We start from the raw sequence: 13,168 nt of genomic DNA on the forward strand, positions 1-13,168 counted from the left end.
CGCGGCGATCTTGCCCTTACCGAAAGATCGCCAGGGCCGCGCCGGAATGGCCTCGACTATAAGTCAGACTATAGTCTGAAACGCCATAGAAGAGCGGGCCGTTCTTCCACTCCGTTCTTCGCATCGGGCATTTTGATCTTGATCCCTTCGTTGGTTCCGGTAGTTTCCTTCCGAATTCAACGAGGGAATGCCATATGAGAGCAACACTATCGGTCGTGGCGACAGGCGTCGTCGCGGCGTGTCTTCTTGCAGCATCGAATGCAGCGGCCTTTACCGCTTCCGCGCCTTATACGGCAGCACCGACCACGCGCGGCGACGTGATCCGGGTTGCGATGGAGCCGCAAGGCCAGGTGAAGCCGCAGTTCCAGCGGCGCATGGTGCGGCTTGCGACGAACGAGGCGCCGGGCACCGTCATCGTCGACACCAACAACAAGTATCTCTACCTCGTCGAGGGCAGCAATCGCGCGAGGCGCTACGGAATTGGCGTGGGTCGTGACGGTTTCGGCTGGTCCGGCGTCGTCAAGGTCGGTCGCAAGGCGGAGTGGCCGGGCTGGACGCCGCCGCCGGAAATGATCGTTCGCGAAGCCAAGAAAGGCCGCAAGCTGCCCGCCTTCCAGGAAGGCGGCGAGGACAATCCGCTCGGCGCGCGCGCCATGTATCTCTATCGCAACGGCAACGACACGGCCTTCCGCATCCATGGCACAAACCAGCCGTGGAGCATCGGCCTGAACATGTCTTCCGGCTGCATCCGCATGATGAACAAGGACGTGATGGATCTCTACGAACGCGTTCCTGTGGGCACCAAGGTCATCGTCGTCGGCCCCGGCAACAAGCAGGGCGAAGTCAGCTATCAGGATCGCGGAGTCGATGTTCTGAGAACTCTGTTCGGAGGCTAAGCGGAACAGCATCTCCTCACCTCTGATTCGAATATCAGTTTACGGGCGTTCCGAGGCATGGCATGGCACCGATCATGCTGGTCGAGGACGCCGTTCCGCTTGTGAGACGCCATGCTCCTCTAAGTCCGGCTGAGGCTACTGTTGCGCCAGTGTTACAGCCTGAAACTTATCGCGCCGACCCGCCGGAAAACGGCCCATTCCCTTCGGTTTATCGTCAGTTTTCCCGCCTAAACCGGGCCTGCGCACCTATGGCTGCAATAGAAGTGTCATGGAAGCGCGCTTAGATGGCAGCACTTTGGCATCCGGGGATTTCATATGCATCGTGCTTTTCGCATCAAGCAGCCGGCGCTTGCCGCGCTTGCTCTTTCAGCAGTCATATTTGCCGCCAATTCTGCTTCGGCAGAGATGCAATTTTCCGCCTATGGCGGCGTGCAGGGCGCAACCGGCAGCAACGTAACCACGTCGGACGGCGCCGATTTCGACCCGAACTGGTCGGGCAAATCCTTCAAGATGCCTCCCTATTTCGGCTTCCGCGGCATCTGGTGGCTTGATGAACTCGACAAGCCGAACTGGGGCGTGTCGCTGGATTACTCGCATGCTAAGGTCTATGGCGATCTCGGCAATACGCCCGGCTGGTCGCATTTCGAGTTCACCGACGGCTTGAACATGCTGACGCTGAACGCGCTCTACCGCTTCCAGGACCCTGCCCGCAACTGGACGCCCTATGTTGGCCTTGGCGCCGGTATCAACGTCCCGCATGTCGAAGTCACGCGCGCGTCTGGCCGCACCTTCGATTACGAATTCGGCGGCGCTTCGCTGCAGGCACAGGCCGGCGTCAGCTACCAGCTCTCCAAGCACTGGTCGACCTTTGTCGAATACAAGGGCAACTACAACTTCGTGAACGATGTTTCGATCGACAGCGGCGATACGCTGAAGACGAGGGTGTTCACCCACGCGCTCAACTTTGGCGTCTCGTTCAATTTCTGAAGCCGGGCAATTTCTGAAGCCGGGCTGGCTGAAGTTCGCGATCGATCCCCCAAGCCGGTTCAGGCCTGGGGGATAATGTGCTATGCTCCAGCACATGAGCTTTTCCTATTACAGATGCGACTGGATCCATCCGGAAAACGAGGAGCCGGTCATCGTCTATTACGAGGTCGACATCACAGGCGATGTCCCCCGGCTTATCGATGTGTTTGCCGATGGCCACCGACAATGCATGTCAGTCACCGATTTTACCGCATTGGGACATGAAATGCGGCGGATCACCAGTCTCGTCGAAGGCTCGTTCTACGATGGCATCGTTGGCTTGTCGGATGGCACCTTCTTCGAGGAAGGGCAGGATCGGATCAGCATGACGCAGATTGCCGCCGATAGGTTCGAGGTCGAATGGCAGGCTCACCGCCTGCCGACACCGGACAAGCTGCATTAGAGCCGGATGATTTCAGGTCGAATCGACCTGAAATCTGAATCCGTCTCTAAATCAAAAAGTTGGAGCGGGATGTCGCCCGAAAACCGCTCACACTTTTCGGCATCCCGCTCTAGAGCATTTCCAGGAAAAGTGCGTAGCGGTTTTCCGTCCGGAATGCGTTGGGAAATAAGAAGATAGAGCGTTTTCGCGATTCGAAGAAAAGCGAAAATGCTCTAGGCAGCCGTCGGCTGCAGGCCCTTCAACTTCGCCGGCATATCGCCGCCGTAGGCCCAATCCAGCAATTCCACCGTATGCAGGATCGGGATAGCCGTTCCCGTGGCAATCTGCGTGATGCAGCCGATATTGCCCGTCGCGATGATATCCGCCTTCGTCGCCTCGATGTTCCTGACCTTGCGCGCCTTCAGTTCGGCCGAAATCTCCGGCTGCATGATGTTGTAGGTGCCGGCGGAGCCGCAGCAGAGATGCCCTTCCGCCGGATCGCGCACCGTGAAGCCAGCGGCCTTCAAAAGCAGCTTCGGCGCCGTGGTGATCTTCTGCCCATGCTGCATGGAGCAGGCGGAATGATAGGCGACCGTGATGCCGCGCGGCATATGCGAGGGAAGGTCGAGACCGGCGAGATATTCGGTGATGTCCCTGGCAAGCGCCGACACCCTTGCCGCCTTTTCGGCATAGGCCGGATCGAGGCGCAGCATATGCCCGTAATCCTTGATCGTCGTGCCGCAGCCGGACGCGGTGATGATGATGGCGTCGAGCCCGCCGGCCTCGATCTCGCGCGTCCACACATCGACATTGGCGCGGGCGGCGGCAAGCGCCTGTTCCTCGCGCCCCATGTGGTGGACCAGCGAACCGCAGCAGACCTCGCCTTCCGGCACAGCGACCTCGACGCCGAGGCGCGTCAGCAGGCGGATGGTCGCCTCGTTGATCGCTGGGTCGAGCACCGGCTGGGCACAGCCCGTCAGGATCGCGACGCGACAGCGCCGCTCTGCCTGCGGCTCATGCCGGCCGGGCCTGGCAAAGAACGACGGCGCCGGGACGCGACGCGGCGCGAGATCAAGCATTGCTGCGAATGCTTTCAACGCCGGAACGCGCCTCAATAGGCCTTTGAACGGCCGGCCGAGGTTCGCGAGCTGAAGGGCCAGCCGGAAACGGCCGGGATAGGGCAGCACGGCCGCCAACACGTTGCGGGTCAGCCGGTCCATCAGTGGGCGCCGGTAGGTATTTTCGATATGGGCGCGGGCGTGATCGACCAGGTGCATATAGTCGACGCCGGAGGGACAGGTGGTCATGCAGGCAAGGCAGGAAAGACAGCGATCAATGTGCGTCACCACTTCGGCATCGGCTGCCCGGCCGTTTTCCAGCATATCCTTGATGAGATAGATGCGACCGCGCGGGCTGTCGAGCTCGTTGCCGAGCGTCACATAGGTGGGACAGGTGGCGGTGCAGAAGCCGCAATGCACGCATCTGCGCAGGATCGCCTCGGATTCGGCCACATGCGGATCGGCAAGCTGGGCAAGGGTGAAATTGGTTTGCATCAGGCTTTCCCTACTTTCGCGCCGAAGGATGGGTGATCGCCGGCTTGATCGGACAAGCCCCCCTCATCCGCCCTATCGGGCACCTTCTCCCCGAGGGGGAGAAGGGGTAAAGCAGCTTTTTCCGGGTCTCTTGCTACCAAGCCAAGAGTGGGATTGCAGCAAGAGAGGTCGTCCCCTCTCCCCCACGGGGAGAGGGCTAGGGTGAGGGGGTAACCTGCCAAAGATACCATCCGAATCACACCATCTTCCCCGGATTGAAAATCCCCGTCGGATCGAATTTTTCCTTCACGCGCGCGGAAAGCAGCGCAACCGCCTCGGGCTGTGGCTGGAAGGCGGCCGTCATCGCGCGGTGAGATGGGGTGGCGCGCATCAAAGTCGCATGGCCGCCGCCCAAGGTACGAATGTAGCGCCTGAGCATCTCGCCTTCCGGCTCCGCTTCCATGCGCATCCAGATAAGGCCGCCCTGCCAATCGTAATAGGCATCCACCCCCTCCTCCAGGCGGAGGGCTGCAACAAGCTGGTGGCCGATGCTAGGGGCGACCGAAACGCGCCAGATCGGGCGCATCGTGCCATCGGCATAGGGTTTCACATCGCAGATCTCTTGCCAGAGCCTGCGGCTGATATCCTCTTCGAGGCGTTTCACCGACCCGAGCCGGCCCATCGCCGCGGCCAGCTTCTCGGCCCTAGCCGAGACGGAACCGGGAAGGCCTTCGATACGCAGCACGGTCGCCTCTCCCTGCGGCAGCTTGCCGTCGATGAAGGACCACGCGACCGTCAAAGGCAAATGAGCTGCACCCGACATTTCGACAGGCAGCGCCATGGCCGCGCCCATCGCGTTGGCCGCCTCCGCATCGTTGAGGCCGGAAACGACGATCGTCGCCTCCGTCTTCGGCTTCGGCGGCACGCGGAAGGTCACCTCCGTCAGCAGGCCGAGTGTACCGTGCGAGCCGGCCATCAGCTTGACGAGATCGAGGCCGGTGACGTTCTTCATCACCCGCCCGCCGGCCTTGACGACCTCGCCCCTGCCGTTGACGAAGCGGATGCCGAGCAGGCTGTCGCGCGCGGCACCGCTGACGAAACGGCGCGGGCCGGAGACATTGGCCGCGAAAATCCCGCCGATGGTCGGCTCGCCTTGCGTCGCCATCAGCGGCCGGTGATCCATGGGCTCGAACGCCATCATCTGGCCGCCCTCGGCAAGGGCGGCTTCGATCTCGGAGACCAGCGTGCCGGCACGCGCGGTCATCACCATCTCGCCCGGATTATAGGCGACGATGCCGGCAAGATCGCGCGACGACAGCACCGCTTCGGAGACGACGGCATTGCCAAAGCCGGATCGCGTGTTGCCGCCGACGATCGCGAGAGCCGCGCCGCGCGCCGCATGATCGCTGATGATGGAGGCTGCCTCCTCCTCGGTCCTCGGATGAAACTCGGTCATGCGGCGTTGCGTCCGTCGAGCGGGAAGACTTTGGAAGGGTTGAGGATCCAGCCGGGATCGAAGGCCGCGCGGACCGACATCATCTGGGCAAGATCGACATCGGCATATTGGTGGCGCATCAGGTCGCGCTTCTCGATGCCGACGCCATGCTCGCCGGTAAGACAGCCGCCGGCATCGACGCAGAGCCGCAGGATGTCGTTACCGGCCGCCTCCGCCTTGGCGGCATCCTCGGGATCATTGGCATTGAAGAGGATCAGCGGGTGCATGTTGCCGTCGCCGGCATGGAAGACATTGGCGACCCGCAGGCCGTAGCCGTCGATGATCTCGGCCGTCTTCTTCAGCACATGGGAGAGCTGGCTGAGCGGCACGGTGCCGTCCATGCAGATATAATCGGCAATGCGGCCGGTGGCGCCGAAGGCCGATTTGCGGCCCTTCCAGATCAGGGCGGCCTCCGTCGCCGACTGGCATTCGCGTACCGTCTTGACCTGATGGGTCCGGGCGATGGCGACGATGTTGGCAAGCATGTCGTCCATTTCCGCTTCCGACCCCTCGACCTCGACGATCAGCAACGCTCCGACATCGAGCGGATAGCCCGCATGTGCAAAGGCCTCGCAGATTTCGATCGCAGGCTTGTCCATGAATTCGATAGCAACGGGAATGATGCCGGCGGCGATGACATCAGCCACGCAGGCACCCGCTTCCTCAGAGGTGTCGAAGCCGAACAGCACCGGCCGGGCGCCCTCCGGCTTGGCGATAAGCCGCACCGTCGCCTCGGTGACGATGCCGAGCTGGCCTTCCGAGCCGCATACGAGGCCGAGCAGATCATAACCCACCGCATCCAGCGCCTTGCCGCCGAGATCGATGACGGTGCCGTCGGTCAGCACCAGCTTGACGCCGAGCAGATTGTTGGTCGTGACGCCATATTTCAGGCAATGCGCGCCGCCGGAATTCATGGCGATATTGCCGCCGATGGTGCAGGCAAGCTGGGAACTCGGATCCGGCGCATAGAAGAAGCCATCGGCCGAGACGCTTTCGGAGACGTGCAGGTTCGTCACCCCCGCCTGCACGGTCGCGGCGCGATTAGCATAATCGATCTCGAGGATGCGGTTCATCTTGGAAAGACCGAGAACGACGGCATCCTCCTGCGGGATGGCGCCGCCGGAAAGCGAGGTGCCGGCGCCGCGCGGCACGACGGGAATGCCGTAGCGATGGCAGTATTTCATGACGGCTGCGACTTCCGCCGTCGAGCGCGGCAAGGCGACAGCGAGCGGCACACGGCGGTAGGAAATGAAGGCATCGGTTTCGAAGGGCACCAGCTCGCGCGGCTCATGGATCAGACATTCCGGCGCCAAAAGATCGGTGAGATCGGCGACGATCGCGCTGCGGCGAGCCAGAACGTCCGCACGCGGCTCCAGAAATGAAATGGCCTCGGCCATGCCGTCCTCCTCCTGCATCCGATGTCGGACGCAGCCTCCTTTTAGAGCATGATGCCGAAAAGTGTGATCGGTTTTCGGACAACATCATGCTCTATTTCTTTGATTCTAGAGCGGATCAGATTTTAGGTCGAACAGACCTAAAGTCATCCGGCTCTAGAGCATTACAGGCTTAGCGCTTTCCCAAGTTTGGAGCAAATGATAAGCATTTATTCCAAAACGGGAAATAATCGTGCATGACCAATTTAGGAGATCTCGAAATCTTCGCCAGCGTCGTCGCGACCGGCAGCATGTCGCTGACCGGCCGCGCGCTCGGTTTTTCGCCGGCGGTGATTTCCAAGCGCATCAAGCGCCTCGAAGACAGGCTCGGCACCCGGCTTCTGCAGCGCACGACGCGGCAGATTTCGCTGACGGAGGCGGGCCAGGGCTTCTACGACCGCGTGCTTGCCATTCTTGCCGGGCTGGAAGAGGCGGAAGCCTATATTGCCGGGCGCTCCTCGCAGATGCACGGCACGCTGAAGATCTCCGCCCCGACATCCTTCGGCCGGCTGCACATCGCGCCGCATCTGAAATCCTTCATGCAGGCCCATCCGGACCTCGCGATCAACCTGGTGCTGAGCGACGAATTCGTCGATATCGTCGGCGGCGGCTTCGATCTTGCCATCCGCATTGCCGAGCTCACGGATTCCAGCCTCGTCGCCCGCAGGCTTGCGCCGGTGCGCCGCGTGCTCTGCGCCTCACCTGCCTATATCGATGCCCATGGCATGCCCGAGGATATCGAGGACCTGCGCCGCCACACCTGCCTGCCGGCGCATAATCACGATCCTTGGCGGCTTGACGGCCCGCAAGGCAGCCTGACCTTCAGGCCGGAGGGCAGGCTGATCACCAATTCCAGCGAGGTCATCCGCGAAGCCGTTATCGCCGGTCTCGGCATTGCCTTGCGCTCGACCTGGGATGTCGGCCCGGAGCTGCGTAGCGGCCGTCTCGTTCAGGTCCTGCCGGCCTATGAGGGCTCGCACAATGTCACGCTTTCGGCCGTTTACCCCAGCCGACAGTTCCTGCCGGCGAAAGTGCGCGTCTTCATCGATTTTCTTGCGGAACTTTATGGGCCCCTTCCCTATTGGGAGCGATGAGAACCCTTTCGAGGATCGAGGAGATCATCATGTCCGCGCCTGAGATCATTCGTTCCGATATGGCCTCCACCCGGAAGACACGCTTCACCGTGGCTCTCGGCGATATTACCAGGCTTCCGGTCGATGCCATCGTCAATGCGGCCAACAGCAGCCTGCTCGGCGGCGGTGGGGTCGATGGCGCAATCCATCGCGCCGCCGGGCCGGAACTCCTCGCCGAATGTCGGAGGCTGAACGGCTGCAAAACCGGGCAAGCGAAGATCACCATGGGATATCGCCTGCCGGCAAGGCATGTGATCCACACCGTCGGTCCCGTCTGGAACGGCGGCGATCATGACGAGGAAGAGCTTCTCGCCGGCTGTTATCGCAGCAGTCTCGGCCTTGCCCGGGAACGTGGGCTCAAGACCATTGCCTTCCCCGCCATCTCCACGGGCGTCTATCGCTTTCCTGCCGAAACCGCGGCAGGGATCGCAATCCGCGCCACCCTTGAAGAAAGCAAGGATGGCGCCTTTGACGAGATCATTTTCTGCTGCTTCGGCGACGACATGGCAGCCCTCTACGACCGTTTGCTGCCGCAAGCGCTTGATAGAACCTGAGCCTTACCGCGCCAGATCGAGATAGGCGGAGGCGACCAACGCATCGATATCAGTGGGAACGGGGATGACGCAGGCTTCGCCGCCGAGGCCGCCCTTGGCGACCCGTTCCAGGCAACGCGCCTGCAGCGCAAAGCCGAGATCCATGGATTCGATGGTATTGCCCAGCGGCCGCGGGCCGGCCAGATTGGCCATGTGACCACCGCCGAGAACATGGAAGGCGCGGCCGTCGCGCATGCGGACCGTCTCGATTTGCTCGGCCGCGTAGCGATCGATACGAGCGACGTCGGAACTATCGCGGAAGCCTTCGACATCGATCTCATGCGGGAAGTGACCGCCATTCATCAGGATCGCGCCGTCCTTGATCAAAGGCAGATCGGCCACCGTGATGACGTCTGGATAGCCTGTCACGGTAATCAGGATATCGGCGGAGCGGATCGCCGCCTCGCGCAACGGCGTCGAAAAGCCGTCGAGATGCGCCTCAAGCGTCGTGACCGGATCGATATCGACGACGCTGACCGTGGAAAAGGCGTTGCGGAAGCAGGCCGCCGTGCCCTTGCCGCAGGCGCCATAGCCGAAGACGGTGACGCGTTTGCCATTGGTGGAGCGATTGGTGAAGCGCAGATAGCTCTCGAACAGGCTTTGTCCCACGGCATGCCGGTTTTCGGCAAATTGCTTGATCGGGCTGTCGTTGATGACCAGGATCGGCATATTGAGCCTGTCGCGCATCGGCATGAGCCGGGTGCGGCCGGATGTGGTTTCCTCCGTGCCGCCGAGAAGATTGGCATAAGGCCGCTCGGCGGCACGGGCGAAGAGATCGCCACCATTGTCGAGCAGTAGATCCGGCTTTTCCGCCAGGATCGCATCGAGGCTTGCGCCGTGCTCCTCGGCATCGCGGGTCTGCGTTGCGAAGACCTTAATCCCTTGGGCGCGGAGATAGTCGACCGTTTCGGGCTGCGTGCTGTTGAGATTGCCGGTGCAGACGAGGCCCGCGCCGCCGGCACGCAACGTCATCAGCAGCGCAACCGTTTTCGGCTCCAGATGGATGCTCGTGCCGATGGTCAGGCCGGCAAAGGGCCTGGTGTCGCGAAATTCCGCCGCCGTAGCAGCCAGCAATCGGCAGCCCTGAGCGACCCAATCGATGCGGGAAAGAGATGAAGACCGATCCATGTTGCGCTCCTGCCGGCTGGTTCCATATGGCGATCTGGCATGGCTAGGCGTTGGCTGTCGATGGACATTGCAATGCTCCGCATGGCAGAAAATCTGCCATGTAGACCCCGATCGAACAGATGCCTTGCTAAACCTCTTCGGCCCCTGCCCTGCTCAGCCAATCGGCCAGCCGGACGAGGGCCGGATCCTTCACATCGCTGCTGCGTATGCTGAGGCTGTAGCCGGCCGGTCTTCGAATGAAGCCGTACGGTGCCACCAATGTGCCGCGATCGATATCGTCACCGACAGCCGTGCGCGGCGCGATGGCAACGCCAAGCCCGGAACGGGCGGCTCCGATCGCAAGCAGCAGATCCTCGAATTCGCGATTGCCGGCGAAGCGGAGGGGAGCATGACCGCTTTCGGCAAACCAATCCTCCCACAGGCTCGGAGCGGAACGGCTTGCGAGCGCGACGGCACCGGCGAGCGCCGGGACATCGGCCGAAAGACCAAGGTGATCGGCGAGTTCCGGCGTTGCGACCGGCCCGAATTCATCCTCCATGAAGCGGATCGCGGTGATATCACGCGTCGGCCTATATTCGCCGCCCATGATGACGGCCTCGAGATCGGGGCGCTTGGCCAGAGGTTCCACCGTTGCCATCGGAACGATGTCCATATCGATGTCCTGAAGCGCTGCCTGCATGCCAGCGGCGCGCGGCATCAGCCACCAGAGTGCGAAAGCCGAGGGAACGCCGAGGCGGATGGAACGCCTGCCTTCGATCGAAAGGTCTGCCGAAGCCCGTGCGAGGATGCCGAGGGCAACGCCGACCGAATCGGCGAACGCCTTGCCCTTCGCCGTCAGCACCAACCTGCCATTCTCCCGATCGAACAGGGCCATGCCAAAATGGGTTTCCAGCAGATTCAACTGCTGCCTGACGGCGCCGCGCACGACCCCAAGCTCGTCGGCTGCCTTCAGAATGCTGCCGCGCCGCGCCACTGCGTCGAAAGCGCGCAATGCATTCAGAGGTGGCAGGCGCCGGGGTGGTCGTTCTGACATGACAAGAATTTATCTTTTTTCCCAGTATGATAGCGGCGACATTCAAGCAACTGCGCCATCTGCGGCATAAAAATGCTGCTCAATGTCGTTTTCAGCACAATGGCTGGCGAATATCAGAGGACAAATCTTTTGTTTTCTATCTACGCAACACTGAATAAATTTGTGGGGAAATACCATATACCGCCATATGTAGCACAATTTTTTCCACACGATGCTATGATGCAACCTAAGCTTCACTCCAACACCAAAAGGTGATCCGACAATTGGCCTTTCTCAACCGCATAGCCAATGATGTGCAACTTATGTTTCGGCGCCCGCCGCGACAACAATATGCTGCGCTCTGCTATCGATTGAAGAAGAAAACGGGTGATCTCGAAGTGTTGCTGCTGACCAGCCGCGATACCGGCCGCTGGGTCATTCCCAAGGGCTGGCCGATGCCGGGCAAGCTTTCCCATGAGGTCGCCGCCCGCGAAGCCTATGAAGAGGCCGGCGTGCGCGGCACGGTGGAGACGGAGCCGCTCGGCTCGTTCGGTTATGACAAGGTGCTGAGGGACGGCATTCAGGTGCCGTGTCGCGTGCAGGTCTATGCGCTCGAAGTCAGCGAACTCGCCAAGCAATTCAAGGAAAAGGGCGAGCGTTCCCTGGAGTGGGTCTCCTGCGAAGTAGCGGCCGAACGCGTGCGCGAACCGGAGCTGCGCGATCTCATTGTCGCCTTCGCACAGCGGATGACGGCGGCTCGTGCCGCAATCCAGGCGAAATAAGCCACATTAGTCACAAAAAACTGTGCCAGTGTGCATGGCGGATATTGCGCGCCTCATCGGCCAGCGCAATACGAGAGTTTTGATCCAGAGAATTGCATGCCCGACCGACCGGCCACACCAATAAAAAGGACGCTCGACAAGGACCTCGACAAATTCACCTATGTCGAGGACGCGAGCCATCACGTCGCGAGGCGCCTTGTGGCGCCGGGTATCGGCCTGATCTTTCTCGGCCTCGCCATGGTCTTCGCCGGAATTTACGTGCTCGACCAGCCGCGTGCGACGCTGATCTTTGCCGCCGTCGGTCTCGCCGGCTACATGGCCATGAACATCGGCGCGAAGGACGTCGCCAACAATGTCGGCGCGGCGGTCGGCGCGCGCGCGATCACCATGACGCAGGCGCTCGTCATGGCGGCCATTTTCGAAATCCTCGGTGCGACGATTGCCGGCGGCCCGGTCATCAACACGATCTCGGCGCATATCGTCGACACCAACCGCATCATCAGCATCGGTAAGCTTGCCTGGCTGATGATGGCGGCGCTGCTCGCCGCGGCACTCTGGATCAACTTCGCAACCTGGCTGAAAGCGCCCGTTTCGACCACGCATACGATCGTAGGCGCCGTCGTCGGCGCCGGAGCCGCGGCCGTTGGTCCGGAATTGGTAAACTGGAACCTTCTCGCGGCGATCTCCGCCGGCTGGGTCGTGACGCCCTTCCTTGGCGGCGCCATCGCGGCCGGCATCCTGCTCTTCATCGAGAGCTTCATCGTCTATCGCGACGACAAGATCGCCGCCGCCAGATACTGGATCCCCATTCTGATCGGCTTGATGGCCGGCTCGTTTTCGGCCTATCTCATCGTCCAGCTCGAGCCTAGCAATGCCATCCCGAACGTGCTTAACCTCGCGATCGGCATTATCGTCGGCATGATCGCCTGGCTGGCCGCGCGGCCGCTGGTGGCTGCGCAATCCGTCGGGCTCGAAAGCAAGAACAGCTCGCTGCGCAAGCTTTTCCGCCTGCCGCTGATCTGCTCGGCGGCGCTGATGTCCTTTGCGCATGGCGCCAACGATGTCGCCAATGCCATCGGACCGCTGTCGGCGATCGTTCGCGATATCGGTCTCGGCGGCTCGCTCGGCGTGGTTGCCGAAACGACCACGCAGACGGCGCCCTTCTGGGTGGTCATGATCGGCGGCTGCGGCATTTCCGTCGGCGTGCTGCTTTACGGCCCGCGACTCATTCGCCTTCTCGGCGAGCAGATCACCAAGCTCAATCCGATGCGGGCCTATTGCGTTGCTGTATCCGCGGCGCTAACCGTCATCGTTGCGGCTTGGTTCGGTTTCCCGGTGAGCTCGACCCACATTACCGTCGGCGCGGTTTTCGGGGTCGGCTTCTTTCGCGAGTGGTCCACCGTCCGCTCCAAGCGGCGTTTTGACTATATGCGCAAAAAGGCCGAAGCCGCGGGCATTCCCTGGCTGGAGCCGGAAATCGCGGATGAGCGCAATCCCGACGAGGTTCATCGCCGGCGTCTGGTGCGCCGTTCGCATTTCATGACCATCATCGCCGCCTGGGCGATCACCGTGCCGGTCGCGGCCCTGCTTGCCGCCGTCGTATATTGGGTTATGGTCGCGCTCTTCATTTAGAGCGGTTCGGCTTCTCACCGGATCTGCGAACCGCTCCATCTCATTGTTCTAAGTCATTCCGGGGGTAATCCATGCGCGCCAATTTCCGCATGCAGCGGCTGTTCGTGACCGCAGATATCAAGGC

12 protein-coding genes are annotated in these 13,168 nt (G+C 61.6%); 7 read left to right on the forward strand and 5 right to left on the reverse strand.

The features are described 5' to 3' along the window. The first annotated feature begins 194 nt into the window (after positions 1-194). From ACPYOP_RS27490 to ACPYOP_RS27500, 3 genes are all read left to right on the forward strand, one after another. Complete coding sequence (locus tag ACPYOP_RS27490; protein WP_481413425.1) at positions 195-896, forward strand: L,D-transpeptidase; 702 nt, start codon at positions 195-197, stop codon at positions 894-896. 315 nt (positions 897-1,211) lie between these two features. Further along, positions 1,212-1,883: an outer membrane protein gene (locus tag ACPYOP_RS27495; protein WP_481413426.1), complete on the forward strand. Its 672-nt coding sequence runs from the start codon at positions 1,212-1,214 to the stop codon at positions 1,881-1,883. Between the two features lie 82 nt (positions 1,884-1,965). Continuing rightward, complete coding sequence (locus tag ACPYOP_RS27500; protein WP_481413427.1) at positions 1,966-2,325, forward strand: DUF6881 domain-containing protein; 360 nt, start codon at positions 1,966-1,968, stop codon at positions 2,323-2,325. A gap of 212 nt (positions 2,326-2,537) precedes the next feature. Here ACPYOP_RS27500 and glcF read toward each other — a convergent pair whose 3' ends face one another. The 3 genes from glcF to ACPYOP_RS27515 form a co-directional block, all read right to left on the reverse strand. Then, complete coding sequence (gene glcF / locus ACPYOP_RS27505; protein ID WP_481413428.1) at positions 2,538-3,857, reverse strand: glycolate oxidase subunit GlcF; 1,320 nt, start codon at positions 3,855-3,857, stop codon at positions 2,538-2,540. A gap of 235 nt (positions 3,858-4,092) precedes the next feature. Then, entirely contained in the window at positions 4,093-5,292 is a 1,200-nt protein-coding gene (locus ACPYOP_RS27510) for an FAD-binding protein (protein WP_481413429.1), read from the reverse strand. Next, positions 5,289-6,728 (reverse strand): FAD-linked oxidase C-terminal domain-containing protein, encoded by a 1,440-nt coding sequence (locus tag ACPYOP_RS27515; protein ID WP_481413430.1) that lies wholly within the window; start codon positions 6,726-6,728, stop codon positions 5,289-5,291. The genes ACPYOP_RS27510 and ACPYOP_RS27515 overlap by 4 nt, the downstream gene beginning before the upstream one ends. Positions 6,729-6,961: 233 nt before the next feature. Between ACPYOP_RS27515 and ACPYOP_RS27520 the strand changes: the two genes are divergently transcribed. Next, complete coding sequence (locus ACPYOP_RS27520; RefSeq protein ID WP_481413431.1) at positions 6,962-7,858, forward strand: LysR family transcriptional regulator; 897 nt, start codon at positions 6,962-6,964, stop codon at positions 7,856-7,858. Between the two features lie 29 nt (positions 7,859-7,887). Further along, positions 7,888-8,451, forward strand: a complete 564-nt coding sequence (locus tag ACPYOP_RS27525) for an O-acetyl-ADP-ribose deacetylase (RefSeq protein ID WP_481413433.1) — start codon at positions 7,888-7,890, stop codon at positions 8,449-8,451. A 3-nt stretch (positions 8,452-8,454) separates the two neighbouring features. Here the strand turns inward: ACPYOP_RS27525 and ACPYOP_RS27530 are convergent, their stop codons facing one another. Both ACPYOP_RS27530 and ACPYOP_RS27535 read right to left on the reverse strand, forming a co-directional pair. Further along, complete coding sequence (locus ACPYOP_RS27530) at positions 8,455-9,618, reverse strand: adenosylhomocysteinase (RefSeq protein WP_481413434.1); 1,164 nt, start codon at positions 9,616-9,618, stop codon at positions 8,455-8,457. Between the two features lie 127 nt (positions 9,619-9,745). After that, entirely contained in the window at positions 9,746-10,651 is a 906-nt protein-coding gene (locus tag ACPYOP_RS27535; RefSeq protein ID WP_481413435.1) for a LysR substrate-binding domain-containing protein, read from the reverse strand. A gap of 263 nt (positions 10,652-10,914) precedes the next feature. Here ACPYOP_RS27535 and ACPYOP_RS27540 point away from each other — a divergent pair, with 263 nt between their 5' ends. Both ACPYOP_RS27540 and ACPYOP_RS27545 read left to right on the forward strand, forming a co-directional pair. After that, the gene (locus tag ACPYOP_RS27540; RefSeq protein ID WP_481413436.1) at positions 10,915-11,412 is read left to right on the forward strand and encodes an NUDIX hydrolase; all 498 of its coding nucleotides are present in this window, start codon (positions 10,915-10,917) and stop codon (positions 11,410-11,412) included. 96 nt (positions 11,413-11,508) lie between these two features. Then, positions 11,509-13,044 carry an inorganic phosphate transporter gene (locus tag ACPYOP_RS27545; RefSeq protein ID WP_481413437.1) on the forward strand — a complete coding sequence of 512 codons (1,536 nt, stop codon included), beginning with the start codon at positions 11,509-11,511 and terminating at the stop codon, positions 13,042-13,044. Positions 13,045-13,168 lie beyond the last annotated feature (124 nt).

This window comes from Rhizobium sp. KNZ2-6A (assembly GCF_056755475.1).